The following is a 15,691-nucleotide window of genomic DNA, read 5'->3' as shown; positions in this document are numbered from 1 at the left end:
CCCGGGCCGGTGTCGTGTTCGGCGGGGGCCCCGGGTTCGGGGGCCGGGGGCCTGTCCCGCTGGGGGGGCGCGTTGGGGGGTGGGGGCCGCCGCCGGGGCCCCCCCCCCCCCACTGACTTGCCGTGTTTCCCGGGGCCACAGGTCTCAGCGCCGACGGGCCGCCCGTCGTACGCAGGCGCGCGCACCGGCGTACCCGGCCGCGAGTACGGCAACGGCCGCCATCGCCAGCAGCCAGTTCCGCGGATAGTCCAACGGCAGCACCGTCGCGTTGGCCACGCCGCCGGGGCGCAGGAGCGGCGGCGCGGCGATCACCGTCAGCGAACCCGCGACGATCAGGGCGGCGCGCGGGACCCCGCGCAGCCGCAGGCCCGCCGCGGCGCAGAGCGCCGCGACCGCGAACACCAGCGGGGCGATCAGCCCGTCGTGTACGAGGACTCCGCCCGCGAGCCACCGTACGATCCGCCACGGCTCGGGCTCCCGCACCAGCAGGAGGCCGCCGAATGCCATCACCAGCAGGCCGAAGCCGCCGACCGCGTACCGGTACGCCATCACACCACCTCCAGCCGGCCGACCCACTTGGTCTGGAGCACACCGGGCCGGTTCGGGGCGATGATCCGCGCCGGGTACCCGTGGTCCAGGGACAGCACCTCCGCGTTCAGGCGCAGCGCCAGCAGGGTGAGCGGGTCCTGCGCGTACAGGCGGCCCATCTCCGTCACCCGGTACGCGCCCGCCGCTTCCAGCGACACCACCCGGCAGCGCGCGCCCGGTCCCCCTCCGGCGCGTGCCAGCAGGTCCCGCACCCGGACCCCCGTCCAGCGCGCGGACTTGCTCCAGCCCTCCACGCAGGCGATGGGGAGGGTCACCTCGTGCTGCGGGAGCGCGCGCAGCTCCTCCAGCGTGAGGGCGTACGGGCGCGGCCCGGCCACGGTCAGCCGCCAGTCGGCCAGCGAGGCCTCCGTGACGCGCGCCGAGGCGGCCGTACGGTTCACGGGCAGCCCCTGCGGTCCGTGGGCCGGGCTGCGCGGACCGAACAGCTCCAGCGGACCGAGCGCGGTGACGGACTGCCCGACCGTGGTCAGGGTCACCGCGCCGACCCCGGCCGCGACGGCCGCCAGGAGCTGCCGCCGGTCCGGACCGTCGGCCTCGGGCAGGGCCAGGGTGCCGGGGGAGCGGCAGGTGAAGTGGTCGCGGATCCGCGGCCCTTGCACGGCCACGTGCAGTAGCACCGCCCCCAGCAGGAGCCAGGCGACGGCGTAGTGCGCGGGCACGAAGGAGAACGGCCAGGGGTACCACTGGAAGGTGTTCAGCAGCCCGGTGAACAGCTCGAAGATCCCGGCGGCGACGAGCACGGCCACCGACAGGCGTTCCAGCGCGTGCCGCACGGACCGCGCGGGCGGCCACGCGAAGAGCCGCGGATAGACCGCCCACAGCTTGGCCAGGAGCAGCGGGATCGCGGCGGTGCCGGAGGCCACGTGCAGGCCCTGGGAGAGCCGGTAGCCCCAGTAGGGGCGGGCCGGCAGCCGGTCGGCGAGCCAGGCCGGCGGGTGTTGGAGGTAGTGGCTCAGCACGCCGGTTCCGAAACAGACGACGATGGCGAGGCCGAGGAGCCGGCCGATCACCGTCGCGGTACGGGCGTCGTGCAGCCGCGCCGTGAAGGTGATCGGCGGGCCTTTGGGCGGAGTGGGGCGCATGGGCCCATGACACCCTCGGCAGGGCCCCGGTGGGCCGGTGGGACACCTTACGGAATGCGGACATGCGGGACCGGGGACGGCACTTCCGGTCCCGTTGCTGGAACGCTGCGGGGGTGAAACCGCGTACCGCCCCCGCCCCGCTCACCGCTCCGGCCGCACCCACCGCCCTCACCGCCGCCGTCCTCGTCGCCCTCACCGCCGTCCTGGTCCTCACCATCCGCCACGACGGCTACTTCACCGACGCCGCCGGGCTGTTCCGCCGGTACGCGGCTTGCTGGGCGCTCTTCGCCCTCGCCCTGCTCGCGCTGCGCAGGGTCCCGGCCGCCCACGTCGTGCCCCTGCTCGCCGCCGGGGCGCTCGCCGTCGCCGCGACCGGGCTGGTGGCGCCGCCCCGGACCAGCACCGACTCCTACCGCTACGCCTGGGACGGCCGGGTCCAGTCAGCCGGCATCTCCCCCTACGACCACGCCCCGCAGGACGCGGGAGTGGCCCCGCTGCGCGATCCCTGGCTCTTCCCCACGGGCGCCGCCTGCGCCGGCCCGGACCGGGCCCGTATCCCCGGTGGCCCCGTCCCGCACTGCACCCGGATCAACCGGCCCGCCGTGCACACCATTTACCCGCCCGTCGCCGAGGCGTACTTCCTCGCGGTCGACCGGCTCTCCCCCGAGGGCGCCCGGCACAAGCCACTGCAGATCGGAGCCGGGTTCCTCTCCCTCGGCGTGACCGGTGCGCTGGCGGCGATCCTGCGCCGCCGGGGCCGGGGCCGGGACCTGCGCCGGGCCGCCTACTGGGCCTGGTGTCCCGCCGTCCCGATCGAGGCCGTGAACAACGCGCACGCGGACGTACTGGGCGTGCTGCTCGCGGTGACCGGCCTCGGACTCGTCGCGGCGCGGGGCATCGGCCGCCGGACGGCCGGAGGCCTGGTCCTGGGCGCCGCCGTCGCCACCAAACTCATGCCCGCCGTCGTCCTGCCCGGCGCGCTGTCCGGCGTGCGCCGGGTCCGGGAGGCGGCCGCCGTGCTGGTCCCCGCCGCTGCCTTCACCCTGCTCGCCTACCTGCCCTACGTGCTCCTCTCGCACGGCTCCGTCCTCGGCTACCTCGGCGGCTACGTGGACGAGGAGGGCTACGACGACCCGTCCACCGGGTCCCGCTACGCCCTGCTCCGCCTCGTCCTGCCCGACAGCTGGGCGTTGCCGGTAGTCCTCGTCGTCATCGCGGGGGTGTCCGTGTACGTGATGTGGCGCGGCGACCCGCAACGCCCGTGGAGCGGCGCCCTCCTGGTCACCGGCTGGGCCTTCACGCTCCTCACCCCCGGCTACTCCTGGTACGCCCTGCTCCTGATCGCCCTCGTGGCCCTGGACGGACGCTGGGAATGGCTGGGCATCGCCCTGGCGGGCGCGGCCGTCTACCTCCTCGCTCCGGTCCTCGGCCACCGGTCGGCGCTGAGCGCGACCGCCTACGGCGCGGCGGTCCTGCTGGTCCTCGTCGTCACGGCGGTCCGCCGGTGGCGGGGCCCGCCGTCATCGCGGCGCTGCGCGCCGGCCTCGAAGCGTGCCACGTCCGTGGCGGCAGGCCGGCCGCCGAGGCGATGAACAGGTGGGGGCCGATCCTCCAGGAGACCGGCGAACCGGGCGAGACGGCCATGGTCCACGACCGGGTCCGGCGCGGCTGACCCGGCCGTTGACCTCCCGGGGACGCGTGTCCCGGCCTTCCGTCAGGAGCTCGTGAGGATGACGAGTTGCTGCGTCGCCCGGGTCATCGCGACGTAGCGGTCGACCGCTCCCTCGATGCCCTCGCCGAATCCCTCGGGGTCGATGAGGACGACCAGGTCGAATTCCAGCCCCTTCGACAGCCCGGGGGTCAGCGACCGGACTCGCGACGTCGCCCGGTACGCCGGATCGCCGATGACGCAGGCGACCCCGTCGGCGTGCGCTGCCAGCCAGGTGCCGAGGATCGAGTCCAGGTCCGCGACGGAGCCGTGGACGACGGGGACGCCGCTGCTGCGGACGGAGGCCGGCACGTTGGCGTCCGGGAGCGCTTCCCGGATGGCCGGTTCGGCCTCCGCCATGACCTCCTCGGGCGTCCGGTAGTTGATGCTCAGGGAGGCCACGCTGATCCGGTCGAAGCCGATCCGCTCCAGCCGGTCCTGCCACGACTCCGTGAACCCGTGCCTGGCCTGGGCACGGTCCCCGACGATGGTGAAACTCCGGGACGGGCAGCGCAGCAGGAGCATCTGCCACTCCGCGTCGGTCAGTTCCTGAGCCTCGTCGACGACGATGTGCGCGAACGGGCCGGCGAGCCGGTCCGGGTCGACGGCCGGCAGCGCGCTCTCGTCGATGAGGGTGTCCTGCAGGTCCTTGCCGCGCAGCATCGTCACCGCACCCTCGCCGTCGTCATCGGCCGCGAGCAGGTCGTCGATGACTCCGGACATGCGCTCGCGTTCGGCCGCGACCGCGGCGTTGTGCCGCCGCAGCCGTCGGGCAGACTCCGGGTCGCCGAGCCGCTGCCGCGCCGCGTCCAGGAGCGGCAGGTCGGACACCGTCCAGGCCTGGGCGTCCTCGCGCTGCAGCTTCGCGACGTCCTCGCGGCTGAGCCAGGGAGCGCACATCCGCAGGTAGGACGGTACCGACCACAGGTCCCCGACGAGATCGGCCGCATCGATCGCCGGCCACGCGCGGTCGAGCGTCGCGACCAGCTCCTCGTCGTACTGCAGCGACCTGCGGACCAGGTCGGGCGAGAGGTCCTCGTCGTCGAACTTGTCGAGCAGGATCGTCAGCAGCTCCTCCCGGATCTGCTCGCGCGCCTCGTTGTGCGCGGTACCGGCCGCCGCGTCGAACGCCTCGGCCCAGTCCTCCGGGCTCAGCCACACGTCGGACCAGGGCGTCGTGACCGTCATCCCCTTGGTGGGCGGCTCCTCGTAGATCCTGACGGCCTTCTCGATCGCCTTCACCATGTCCGCGGACGACTTCAGGAACGCCACCTGCGGGTCGCTCTCGGCAGCCGCGCCCGCTCCCTCGGCGACGAGGTCCCGCACGGTGCAGGTCTGCACGCCCTCCTCCCCGAGGCTGGGCAGGACGTCGGCGACATAGGCCAGGTAGGGCTGGTGCGGACCGACGAACAGCACGCCGCCCCGCCGGTGCCCGAGGCGGGGGTCGGAGTAGAGCAGGTGGGCGGAGCGGTGCAGGGCCACCACGGTCTTGCCCGTGCCCGGACCGCCGTCGACGACGAGAGCGCCGCGGGACCCCGCGCGGATGATGGCGTTCTGGTCGGACTGGATGGTGCCGAGCACGTCGCGCATCCGCGGCGACCGGCTGCTGCCGAGGCTGGCGATGAAGGCGGACTGGTCGTCGAGCGCGGCGTGCCCCTCGAACCCGTCGGGGGTGAACACCTCGTCCCAGTAGTCGCCGATCCGGCCACGGCTCCAGCGGTACCTGCGGCGGCTCGCCAGACCCATCGGGTCGGCGTGCGTCGCGGCGAAGAACGGCTCGGCCGCGGGCGAGCGCCAGTCGATCAGCAGCCGGCCGCCCGCACCGTCGGTCAGCCCGAGCCGTCCGATGTACACGGGCTCCGGGTCGTCCGCGCTGACGATGCGTCCGAGGCACAGGTCCAGTCCGAAACGGCGCAGGGCTCGCAGACGGCCGGTCAGCCGGTGGATCTCCACGTCCCGGTCCATCGCCTCGCGGCCCAGGCCGCCGGGCGCTCTGCGCAGCGCGGCGAGGCGGTCGGACAGCTCGGCGATCGCCTGCTCGAGGCTCTCCGCCAGGGCCGCGAAGTGCTTCTCGTCGCCGCTGATCAGTGCCGGGTCGGCCTTGGGGGAGAGGCGCTCGGGAAGGTCGAACGCACTGGTGGTCAGAGAGTTCATATCAGCAGCTCCGCTCTGCGGCCGCGACCGCGGCGCGCCCTCATCGCACGACCCATCAACCGACAACAGCTCACGCACGTGGTGAATCTCCCGTTTCCGCAGGTCCTGGCTTCGAGGTGCGATTCTGCGGTACGACCGGGGCCTTGCCGCAAGCCCCCCTGTGCGCTATAAGTTGAGAGTGGAAAGGAGTGGGGACTCCCCCTTTCCCTTGATCGTCCGCTCTGGACGGACGTCCTCCTCACCCGGCGCCGGCGCACAGCGCGCGCCCCTTCGCACAGCCACCGCCACCCGCAGCGATTCATTCGCCCGGCCGAGCTGCGGATGCCGTACTGCCCCGGCCGGGGCAGGCTGTGGGAGCAAGGAGAGCCGCCACCGCCCGGCCCGGCGCAGCTTCAGCGTCATCCCACCCCCCGATCCTTGTGGATCCCCGGCTCCCGACCCCGTAGGAGGTCAGCCATGCAGGGTGACGAGAGCGCGGGTGAACTCGCGGCACTTCGCGCGAGGGTCGCCGCCCTGGAAGCGGAGGCGGCGGCCGCGAAACGCACTCCGTCCAGGCACCGGACGAAGTCACTGCTGTCCGCGCTGCTGATCATCATCGGCTGTGTGCTGGCCCCGCTGGGCATCGTCGCGTCGTGGACCTCCGGCATCGTGGGGAACACGGACCGCTACGTCTCCACGGTCGCCCCGCTGGCCTCCGACCCCGACGTCCAGGCGGCCGCCGCGAACCGCGTCACCGGCGCTCTGATGGAGCACCTCGACCTCGCCACCCTGCTGGAGGACGTGGCCCCCGAGCAACGGCCGCTGCTCCAGAAGGCACTGGGCAAGCTCGGCGGTTCGCTGGAGGGCGCGGTCAGCAGCTTCGTGAAGGAGAAGGCGCAGGAGGTCATCGCCTCGGACGGGTTCGAGACGATCTGGACCAATGCCAACCGCACGATCCACGCTTCGCTCGTCAAGGCGCTGACCGGCAGCGGCGACGGCGCCGTGGAGATCAAGAACGACGCGGTGACGGTCGACCTCGCACCGGTCATCGAGCAGGTCAAACAGCGGCTCGTGGACGCCGGGATGGGCGTCGCCGCCAAGATCCCCGAGATCCACACCGATTTCACCGTCGTCCAGTCCAACGACATCGGCCGGGTCAAGACCGGGTTCCGGCTCCTGCAGATCGCCGGCGTGTGGCTGCCGGTCCTCGCCGTGCTGCTCGTCGCCGCGGGCATCCTGCTCTCCGCCCACCGCCGCCGCACCCTGATCACCTCGGCGCTCGCGGTCGCGTTCGCCGTCGCCGTCCTCGGCCTCGGCCTGACCGTCTTCCGTACGGTCTACCTCAACGCCCTTCCGGACACCGTCTCCCAGCCCGCTGCCGGCTCCGTCTACGACGCGATGATCCGCCTGCTGCGCACGACGATCCGCATGGTCGTGGTCCTCGGCGTGGTGATCGCTCTCGCCGCCTGGCTCTCCGGCCCGGGCCGCTACGCCACGGCCGCCCGCCAGATCTGGCACTCAGGCATCGTCGCCACCCGGGCCACGGCCGACCGGCTGGGCCTGCGCACCGGACCGGTCGGCCCGTTCATCCGGCGCCACCGCGCCTGGTTCACCTGGGGCCTGGTGGCGATCGCCGTCCTCGTCTACGTCCTGTGGTCCTACCCCACCGGCTGGGTGGTCGTCGGGCTGGCCCTCGCCCTGCTGTTCGCGCTCGCGGTGACGGACTTCCTCGCCGAGGACACGTCCGCCGACGAGATCCCGAGTCCGCACCCGTCATGACGGGGCGTCGGCCGGACCGCGGCCCGCCGCGGGCTGCGCCGCCGGGATGCGCGGGGTGAAGAAGAGCGCGAGCAGCGCGGCGAGAGCGAGAACGCCGAGCGCGGCCCGCAGCCCTTCGATCCGCGCGCTCTCGTTCGCGTCGAGCGCCGCCTGGGTCACCGCCGGGTCCGTGCCCGCCTCTTCGAGGGCCGTGGTGAGCTGTTCGTCCGACAGGAACGGTGCGCTCCCGGCGAGTGTGGTGTGCGCACGGCTCTTGACGTCGGCCGGGATCGCCGGGTTCTCGTCGATGGTGGTGAGGAACGAACCCGCCAGCACCGCGATCATGATCGACCCGGCGACGGCGGTGCCGATCGAGGCGCCGAGGTTGGTGACCGTGTTCTGGATTCCGCCGACCTCGGCGCTCTGCTCGTCCGGTACGGCCGATACGGTGACGGCCCCGAGCTGGGAGGCGAGCAGCCCGATCCCCAGCCCGATGAGCAGCATGGGCACGGTGACGACCTCCGCCCCGGACTCCGGGGTGAGGGCGGCCATCAGGATGACCGCGCCGGCGAACATCGCCAGGATTCCCCACCGCACGACGCGCCGGGGTGAGGCGTTCGGGCGGAACCTGGGGACCCCGATCGCGGCGGCGAGCAGCGTGATGGAGAGCGGCAGGATCAGCGCGCCCGTGTGGAGGGCGGACAGACCCAGCGCCACCGACAGGTACAGCGGGACGACGAAGAACACGCCCATCTGCACGAGGTACTGGAAGAGGAACATCGTCAGGCCGCCGGAGAGTTGCCTGTTCCTCAGCAACTGCGGGTCGACGAGCGGTTCGACACCCCGCGCCACCAGGCGTGCCTCCCAGCGGAAGAACAGCCAGACCAGCATCAGCCCGGCCAGCACCAGCCAGACGACGGGGGAGAGGGAGAACCACGAGGGGCCCTGCGCCTTGGGCCGGAACCAGCCCCATTCGCTGGTCCGCAGGATCCCGAACACGAAGAGCCCGATGCCCGCGGCGGACAGGACCGCGCCGAGTACGTCGATCCGCGGCCGGTGCTCCGGGGGCGCGTCGGTGATCCTGCGGGCCAGCAGCAGGATGACGAGCACCACCACGACCTCCCCGGCGAACACCCAGCGCCAGGAGAAGAAGGTGGTCGCGGCGCCGCCGATCAGCGGTCCGACCGCGATCGCCACCGCTGCCGCCGCCGCGACGAGGCCGTAGGCGGCGGGGCGCTGCTCCTTGTCGAAGTTCGAGGCGACGAGCGCCACGATCGCCGGCATGATCAGGGCCGCTCCCACGCCCTCCAGGAACGACCAGCCCAGCAGCAGGACCGGCAGGCTCGGGGCGAGCGAGGTCGTGAGGGACCCGATTCCGTAGACGACGCAGCCGATCATGAACGCCCGTTTGCGGCCGATGAGCGCGCCGACCTTGCCGCCGCTGATCATGAGCATCGCCATCACCAGTGTGTAGGCCGTGATCGCGCCCTGCATACCGCTGACGGTGGTGCCGATGTCCTCGGCCACCGTCGCGATCGAGACGTTCATCACCGAGCTGTCCAGGGCCATCAGGAACTGCCCGGCCGCGAGTGTCAGCAGGATGAGCTTCGTGTTCCCCGCGCTCCCCGCCGTCCCGGCCGGACCCGCCTTCGCTGCAGTCATGAGCGCAGAGTGCCACGGCCGCGGGAGGCGGCCGGGCACCCCGCCTGCCAGGTCAGTCGACTGGCGGTAGCACTGGCCCGGTCCGGCTCAGGCCGAGACGGCGGTCACCTGGCCGGACGCGATGGCGTCCACCAGCTGCCTGTGGTCGCGCTCGTTCTGGTCGGCGTAGCTCTCCGCGAACCGCACGAGCGCCTGGTCGAAGACGTCGCGGCGGCCCAGGTACGCCGCGATGGCGATCCGGTCGCCGGACCGGGCGTGCGCCCGCGCCAGGGTGACGCCGCACAGGCCGGCGAAGGCCCTCATGCCGCGCGGGACCATCCGGGCCGGTTCGGCGATGCCCTTCCAGTCGCGCAGCTGGCGCACGTAGAAGTCCCGTGTGTGGCCGTCGATGCCGTGCGCCTGCTGCCAGCCCAGGAAGATGTCGCTCGCGGCCTGCATCAGACGCTGACCGGCCACGACCCGTTCGCCCTCCGTGGCGTACCCGCTGGCGCCGGCGTACGGGGCGAGCACCGACTCACCGGCCTCCTTCGCCTGGAGGATCAGCGGGTCCTCGCCGTCGCGGCCCAGCAGCAGCACGACCCAGCAGCGCGTGCCGACACTGCCGACGCCCACCACCTTGCGTGCCATGTCGACGACGGTGTACTGCCGCAGCAGGTGTCTGCGGTCCGTCTCGAGACTGTGCGCGTACAGCGACACCAGGTCCCGGATCTGCCCGTCGAGGGCCTCGCGCTCCCGGTCCGGCATCAGCTGGGAGATCGGTGTGATCAACTGCGGCACGGCGGCGAAGCGGCGACGGCCGTCGACCACCTCGGTGAGCTTCTCGAACGCCTGCAGGCTGTCGCGCCCGCGCGCCTTGCTCAGCGCCTCGCTCACGTTCTTGCGGCCGCGGGTGTGGAGCGATCCTTCCGCCACCGCCTGGAGGTGCGTCTCGTCGACCCTCGCGTACCAGACGTCGAGGTTGCGCATCCCGGCGAAGAGACGCATCTGCTCACGGTAGGACCTGACCGCCGACCGCACGATCTCCGACCGGTCGCGTTCGGTGTAGCCGTTCTCCCGGCCTGCGATGACCAGGCTGGTCGCCAGCCGCTTGACGTCCCATTCCCACGGCCCGGGCAGCGTTTCGTCGAAGTCGTTGATGTCGAAGAGGAGGTTGCGCTCCGGGGAGCCGAGCAGCCGGAAGTTCAGCATGTGCGCGTCGCCGCACAGCTGGACCCGGATACCCGAGTCGGGAGTGGCGGCCAGGTCGCCGGCCATGATCGCGGCGGCGCCCCGGTAGAAACGGAACGGTGACTGCGCCATCCGGCCGTAGCGGATCGGCACCAGCTCCTGCAGCCGGGTGGCGGACTGCCGCTCGATCACGTCCACCGGGTCCGCCCGGTCGGACGTCGGCGCGAAGTCCCCGTGGCCGGATCTCGGAGTACGCGCCCGGGCGGAGCGGCCGTTCGCGGCCCGCTCCTTGGCCGAGAGCCGCGGTTCGCCGCCGGTCGCCGTGATCGTGTCGCGCTTCGTCATCGTCGTCGACCTCCCGGCCACCAGGACCCCGTCTTCCAGCATGGCATTCACTCCCCACCGCTGCCCCGCGGGCGCCGGAGGGCTGCTCAGGGGCGCTCCTGCCGCAGGCCGTCCGGCGGGGGGCCACCCAGCCGCCGGGCCAGGTACGGCTCATGCGCGAGGGCCGCGCCCGTGGTGATGCCGATGGCGACCGCCACGCACAGCACGATCAGCCACGACAGGATGACGAACACCGAACCGGTGGACCCGTACGCGGCCAGCGACCGGTTGAGGGCGATCGGCATGTAGACGCGCGCGCCCAGCGACAGCGCGGTCACCGCGGCGGCCGTGAGCAGGGCGCCGGGCAGCAGCGGTGGCCAGGGGAGCGCACCGGCCAGCAGCAGGTGCTGGCTCCACCACCACGCCCCGGTCTGGAAGACGAGCGTGAGGGGGATCCCGAGCCACAGGCCGAGGCCGAATCCGTCGCGCACCGGTCCCTGGAGGATCAGCAGGACCATCCAGGCGCCGATCCAGGCGAACCAGCGCCAGATCGCGATCCGGTTCCCGGCCCGCGGGATCGCCCAGGCCCGCCGGCACAGCCGCTGCATGGCACGGCTCACCGCGGTGGCCGACAGCAGCACGATCACGGCGCCCGCCACGCCCACGGCGTTGCGGACGTCGTCCTCGCCGGAGCCGGCGAAGACGTCGTTCACCTGATCGCTCGACTGACCGGAGAGCCCGAACAACGTGCGTACGGACTCGGCCATCTGCTCCCGTACGGCAGCCGGGGCGAACGAGGCGATGACGAAGAGCAGGGGCACCGCGGTCAGGAAGCACTGGGCGGCCAGCCGGGTGGCGGAGTCGAAGATGTTGACGGCGACCATGCGTTCCGTGACATGGGTGATCACCGGGAACCGGGTCTCGGCTCGCCCCTGCAGACGCTTGCCGGCCGCGGCCAGCTCCCGCGAGCGGGTACGCCACCGCGTCGTTCGCTCCGACGGCATCAGCGGCGGCTCGTCATGGGCGGTCTCCTTCGTGTGCGTCCAGGTTGGGGGACGCGGCCGGGGGCGGCATCCCGAGGGACCGGCAAAAGGTGTCGGCGTCCGGCGCGGTGCGTAGTGTCAGATGTCGTCACACGATTGGGGCGTCATGGTCCTCGACCTCGTGCTCATCGCGTTGGCCATTGCGCTCTTCCCCCTGCCCCTCATGGCGTTCATCCTGGTCCTCTCGTCCGCCAGGGGCGTGTGGAAGGGGCTGGCCTTCATCCTCGCCTGGTTCGCCTGCCTCGTCGCGGTGATCGCGATCGTCCTGGCGCTGACCGGCGGCGAACCGCCGTCGCCTCGGTCCCCGCCCGGCGTGGCGGCCATTGCGGCCAAACTGGCCATCGGCGTGTCACTGGTGTTCTACGGGCTGCGCCGCTACCGCAGCCGGGCGGCGAGGGCCGCGACGGCGGACGCGGGGGCTTCCGGGGATTCCGGGGATGCCGCCGCGCCGGAGAGCCCGGCGCCCTCCCGGATGGATTCCGGGTCGGTGTGGGCGCCGGCGGGCCTGGCCGTACTGCTCCAGCCGTGGGGCCTGGTCGCGGCGGGCGCGAGCACCGTGGTGCAGGCCGACGCCTCGCACGCGACCACGTTCGTCGCACTGTTCGCCTTCTGCCTGCTCGCGAGCTCCGGCCTGCTGGCCGCCGAGCTGTACATGGTGTTCGCGCCCGAGGCCGCCCACGCCCGGCTGTTGCGGATGCGCGCGTGGATGGACGGGCACAAGGAGCAGGCCATCGTGTGCGTGTGCCTGCTGCTCGGCCTGTGGCTGACCGCACAGAGCATCTACCAGCTGACCAGCTGACCAGCTGACCAGCTGACCAGCTGACCGGCTGACGAGCTGACCGGGCGGCCGGGTGAAGAAGTGCGAGGGGGCGGGCAGCGTGCTGGAATGAAGGGACCGTCCCCCTCTCCGACAGGATCTGCCATGAGCAGCGAGGCCGAGGAACGAACCGCGTTCGGCGACATCGAGGAACTGGGCCCCGTCGACTACATCGTGGTCGAGTTCCCGGGCAACCGTATGACGGGCGAGGGCTTCCCGATCCTGGTCGATCTCGTCGACCGGGGCGTCATCCGCATCTTCGACTTCGCCTTCATCCGCAAGGACGAGGACGGCACGGTGACGGCGGTGGAGCTCCAGGACTTCGGCGACGAGGTCGACCTCACCGCCTTCGCGGGGGCTTCGTCCGGCCTGCTCGACCCGAGCGACCTCGAAGACGCCGGCGCGGCGCTCGAACCGGGGAACTCGGCCGGGATCATCGTGTACGAGAACACCTGGGCGGCGCCCTTCGCCCGGGCCCTGCGGCGCGGCGGAGCCCAACTCGTGGCCGCCGGACGGATTCCCGTCCAGGCGCTGCTGGCCTCGCTGGACGCCCTGGAGGACCCGGTCGCCGGAGAGTGACAACCGCCCGCCCAGCCTGGAGATGAGCATCATGGTCGGACTTCTTCGCGGGGTCGCCCGCACGGCCGTCGTCGCGGGTACCGCCACCGCGGTGTCCAACCGCGTGTCGCGCCGCCAGAGCGGCCGTTGGGCGCAGCAGGATGCCCAGCAGCAGGGCGCCCAGCAGCAGGTGGCGCCCGCACCTCCGCCGCCGCCCGCCGCGGCGCCGCCGGCGGACGACATGACCACCAAGATCGAGCAGCTCAAGCAGCTCAGCACCCTCAAGGAACAGGGTGTGCTGACCGACGAGGAGTTCGCCGAACAGAAGCGCAGGCTGCTCGGCTGACGGCAGGCCGACCGTTCGGGCCGGCCGGGGCCGCGGGCCCACGGGCCTGCCGGCCCCGGCGGCTGTTCTCCGGCGAACCAGCCGCTGGAGAGGCTCCGTTGTGCACCGGACCCAGAGGCCGTCGGCGGGCAGATGGGCGGATGGGCCACCACCTCGCACCGGGCATCGCCGGGGGAGTGGTGGGGCGCCGCCCGGCCATCGGCCGCGCAGGGCTACGGCCGGTCCTGCGCTGCCGTGTGGTCGCCGCGGCGTAGGAGGGCCACCGCGAGCAGCCCGGCGCCGGCCGCGGTGGCAGCGAGGAGGACGAAGCCCCGCGAGTAGTCGCCCGTCGCGCTTTCGACCAGTCCCATCACCAGCGGGGGTAAGAAGCCGCCGAGGCCGCCGGCGGGCGCTGCCAGCCCGCGTCGCTCCGGCGGGTACCAGGCGTTAACGAACGGCACGCCGACCGCGAACGCCGTCCCGCCGGGGCCGAGCAGGAATCCGCCCGCGAGTACGCCGGCCAGGGAGTCCGCCCAGCGGCCCCAGGTAGAGCACGGGCGCAATGGTCAGGACCGCAACCAGGGGGAACATTCGGCGCGCGCCCCAGCGGTCGGTGAGCGCGCCGACGGGGATCCGGCCCCAGCGAGCCGACGACCACGGGCAGCGCCACCACCAGGGAGCTGGAACGAGCTGAGCCGGAGGTGTCGCGCAGCGCCGGCCCCAGGCCCAGAGGCAGAGCGTGAACCCGAAGGTGGCGAGGGTGAGCATCACCGCGGGCCGGGCCGGGCCGGGGCCGCGGTGGCGCCCCTCGTCCGTGTGGCGCCGACCGGCTCCATGGTGGCTCTCCGGGGTAGTGGAAAACCGGGCTGGAACGACGGGCACGATCACCCCATCGGCTTCCCACCGGGAATGCCCTCCGCCCGAGCGTGCCGCATGCGCCGTTCCGGCGGCCCGGGCGGCTCTGAAGGCTCAGGAGGCCGCATACCGGCATAGGCTGAATCCCGCACGTGAGGGACGGGAGGCGGCTGAGGTGGCCGAGACGATGGTGGCCGGGGTGATGGCCGAACTGGCCGCGCTCGAGGACCCGAAGGCACGCGCCGTGAACGAGAAGCACGGTGACGACCACGGTGTGAACCTCGGCAAGCTGCGCGCGCTCGCCAAGCGGCTGAAGACGCAGCAGGAGCTCGCGTGCCGGCTCTGGGAGACGGGGGACACCGCGGCGAGGCTGCTGGCGCTCCTGATCTGCCGCCCGAAGGCGTTCGGGCGGGACGAGCTGGACGCCATGCTGCGCGAGGCGCGCACCCCCAAGGTGCACGACTGGCTCGTGAACTACGTGGTGAAGAAGAACCCGCACTCCGAAGAGCTGCGAGTGGCCTGGTTCGCCGATCCGGATCCGGTGGTCGCGAGCGCCGGCTGGGCGCTGACCACCGAACGCGTGGCGAAGCGGCCCGAGGGCCTCGACCTCGCAGGACTGCTCGACGTCATCGAGGCGGAGATGAAGGACGCCCCGGATCGCCTGCAGTGGGCGATGAACCACTGCCTGGCCCAGATCGGGATCGAGCACGCCGAGTACCGCGCCCGCGCGGTCGGCATCGGTGAGCGCCTGGAGGTGCTCAAGGACTACCCGACGTCCCCGGGCTGCACCTCCCCGTTCGCTCCCGTCTGGATCTCCGAGATGGTGCGGCGAGAGCAGGACAGGGCGGGGGCCTGATCGACGCAGGCGTACCGGCGGCCCCCGGGGGGCATCCCGTACCCCCGGGCCCGCGGACCGGCAGTGACGGCGGTCAGGCCGCGGACGCCCCGCCGTGCCGGAGGCCGTCGAGGAGCAGAGCGACCAGGCGGCGGGGGACGTAACGGGGGTCGCTGTCGCGCCCGATGCAGAGGTTGCCGATGCCGCGCATCAGCTCGTAGGCGTGGACACCGGACCTGATCTCGCCGGCGTCGACCGCGGCGTCGAGCAACTCCGCGCAGACGGGCACCAGGCGGTCGAGGAAGTAGGCGTGGAGCGCGTCGAAGCCGCTGCTGTCCGACTGCATCGCGTTGGCGAGTCCGTGCTTCGTGACCAGGAAGTCGACGAAGAGGTCGACCCACTGACGGAGCGCCACGAGCGGGGAGCCCGCCCCGGCCAGCAGGCTCGGTCCGGCCTCGGCGCACGCCTCGACCTGGTGCCGGTAGACGGCGACGACCAGATCCGCCCGCGTCGGGAAGTTCCGGTAGATCGTCCCCATCCCGACGCCGGCTCTGGCCGCGATCTCACGGATCGGCGCATCGACGCCGGAGCTGACGAACACCTCGGCGGCTGCGGCGAGCAGCGTCTGCTGGTTGCGCAGCGCGTCGGCCCGCTTGCTGCGTGCGGGAACCTCCCCGGACCGGCTCGTAGTGGGCACCACACTCTTCCTTCCGCTGCCGTCGACAAACGGAACACTACTCCGTTTACAAAGCGGAGCGCTGTTCCGTATATTAAGCGGAACGACGCTCCGCTTTCGGTTCGGGGCCGTCGGCCGG

General features: G+C 72.6%; 14 protein-coding genes. 6 read left to right on the top strand and 8 right to left on the bottom strand.

The genetic code is table 11. The annotated features are described in order from the left end of the window. Positions 1 to 144 precede the first annotated feature (144 nt). Together ACGFZK_RS10635 and ACGFZK_RS10630 are read right to left on the bottom strand one after the other, a co-directional pair. Positions 145 to 549, bottom strand: a complete 405-nt coding sequence (locus tag ACGFZK_RS10635) for a hypothetical protein (RefSeq protein WP_393848479.1) — start codon at positions 547 to 549, stop codon at positions 145 to 147. Further along, entirely contained in the window at positions 549 to 1,691 is a 1,143-nt protein-coding gene (locus ACGFZK_RS10630) for a molybdopterin-dependent oxidoreductase (protein WP_393848478.1), read from the bottom strand. Before ACGFZK_RS10630 ends, ACGFZK_RS10635 begins: the two co-directional genes overlap by 1 nt. A gap of 113 nt (positions 1,692 to 1,804) precedes the next feature. Between ACGFZK_RS10630 and ACGFZK_RS10625 the strand changes: the two genes are divergently transcribed. After that, entirely contained in the window at positions 1,805 to 3,283 is a 1,479-nt protein-coding gene (locus tag ACGFZK_RS10625; protein WP_393848477.1) for a glycosyltransferase 87 family protein, read from the top strand. Between the two features lie 122 nt (positions 3,284 to 3,405). Here ACGFZK_RS10625 and helR read toward each other — a convergent pair whose 3' ends face one another. Beyond that, the gene (helR, locus tag ACGFZK_RS10620) at positions 3,406 to 5,553 is read right to left on the bottom strand and encodes an RNA polymerase recycling motor ATPase HelR (protein WP_393848476.1); all 2,148 of its coding nucleotides are present in this window, start codon (positions 5,551 to 5,553) and stop codon (positions 3,406 to 3,408) included. Positions 5,554 to 6,009: 456 nt separating this feature from the next. Between helR and ACGFZK_RS10615 the strand changes: the two genes are divergently transcribed. Further along, entirely contained in the window at positions 6,010 to 7,311 is a 1,302-nt protein-coding gene (locus tag ACGFZK_RS10615) for a hypothetical protein (protein WP_393848475.1), read from the top strand. Here the strand turns inward: ACGFZK_RS10615 and ACGFZK_RS10610 are convergent. The 3 genes from ACGFZK_RS10610 to ACGFZK_RS10600 all read right to left on the bottom strand — a co-directional run bounded on the left by ACGFZK_RS10610 (position 7,306) and on the right by ACGFZK_RS10600 (position 11,447). Then, positions 7,306 to 8,952, bottom strand: coding sequence for an MFS transporter (locus ACGFZK_RS10610; RefSeq protein WP_393848474.1), 1,647 nt, complete (start codon positions 8,950 to 8,952; stop codon positions 7,306 to 7,308). The two genes, ACGFZK_RS10615 and ACGFZK_RS10610, sit on opposite strands and share 6 nt — an antisense overlap. Before the next feature lie 87 nt (positions 8,953 to 9,039). After that, on the bottom strand, positions 9,040 to 10,464 hold the full coding sequence (locus ACGFZK_RS10605; RefSeq protein WP_393848505.1) for a DUF2252 domain-containing protein: 1,425 nt from the start codon (positions 10,462 to 10,464) through the stop codon (positions 9,040 to 9,042). A gap of 86 nt (positions 10,465 to 10,550) precedes the next feature. Next, on the bottom strand, positions 10,551 to 11,447 hold the full coding sequence (locus ACGFZK_RS10600; protein WP_393848473.1) for a YhjD/YihY/BrkB family envelope integrity protein: 897 nt from the start codon (positions 11,445 to 11,447) through the stop codon (positions 10,551 to 10,553). Between the two features lie 145 nt (positions 11,448 to 11,592). On the opposite strand from ACGFZK_RS10600, the gene ACGFZK_RS10595 reads away from it, so the two are divergent. The 3 genes from ACGFZK_RS10595 to ACGFZK_RS10585 all read left to right on the top strand — a co-directional run bounded on the left by ACGFZK_RS10595 (position 11,593) and on the right by ACGFZK_RS10585 (position 13,207). After that, positions 11,593 to 12,285 carry a GAP family protein gene (locus tag ACGFZK_RS10595; protein WP_393848504.1) on the top strand — a complete coding sequence of 231 codons (693 nt, stop codon included), beginning with the start codon at positions 11,593 to 11,595 and terminating at the stop codon, positions 12,283 to 12,285. A gap of 123 nt (positions 12,286 to 12,408) precedes the next feature. After that, complete coding sequence (locus ACGFZK_RS10590) at positions 12,409 to 12,882, top strand: DUF6325 family protein (protein WP_393848472.1); 474 nt, start codon at positions 12,409 to 12,411, stop codon at positions 12,880 to 12,882. A 31-nt stretch (positions 12,883 to 12,913) separates the two neighbouring features. Then, positions 12,914 to 13,207, top strand: a complete 294-nt coding sequence (locus ACGFZK_RS10585; RefSeq protein ID WP_393848471.1) for an SHOCT domain-containing protein — start codon at positions 12,914 to 12,916, stop codon at positions 13,205 to 13,207. 212 nt (positions 13,208 to 13,419) lie between these two features. Here ACGFZK_RS10585 and ACGFZK_RS10580 read toward each other — a convergent pair whose 3' ends face one another. After that, complete coding sequence (locus tag ACGFZK_RS10580; RefSeq protein WP_393848470.1) at positions 13,420 to 13,749, bottom strand: hypothetical protein; 330 nt, start codon at positions 13,747 to 13,749, stop codon at positions 13,420 to 13,422. 479 nt (positions 13,750 to 14,228) lie between these two features. On the opposite strand from ACGFZK_RS10580, the gene ACGFZK_RS10575 reads away from it, so the two are divergent. Further along, complete coding sequence (locus ACGFZK_RS10575) at positions 14,229 to 14,897, top strand: DNA alkylation repair protein (protein ID WP_393848503.1); 669 nt, start codon at positions 14,229 to 14,231, stop codon at positions 14,895 to 14,897. A gap of 73 nt (positions 14,898 to 14,970) precedes the next feature. Here ACGFZK_RS10575 and ACGFZK_RS10570 read toward each other — a convergent pair whose 3' ends face one another. Then, positions 14,971 to 15,573, bottom strand: coding sequence for a TetR/AcrR family transcriptional regulator (locus ACGFZK_RS10570; protein ID WP_393848469.1), 603 nt, complete (start codon positions 15,571 to 15,573; stop codon positions 14,971 to 14,973). Positions 15,574 to 15,691: the final 118 nt, after the last annotated feature.

Origin of the sequence: Streptomyces sp. NPDC048257, assembly GCF_043201855.1 — a bacterium.
GTDB lineage: Bacteria > Actinomycetota > Actinomycetes > Streptomycetales > Streptomycetaceae > Streptomyces.
Note: the sequence above shows the minus strand (reverse complement) of the source record. Positions and strands in the feature narration are given on the sequence as shown.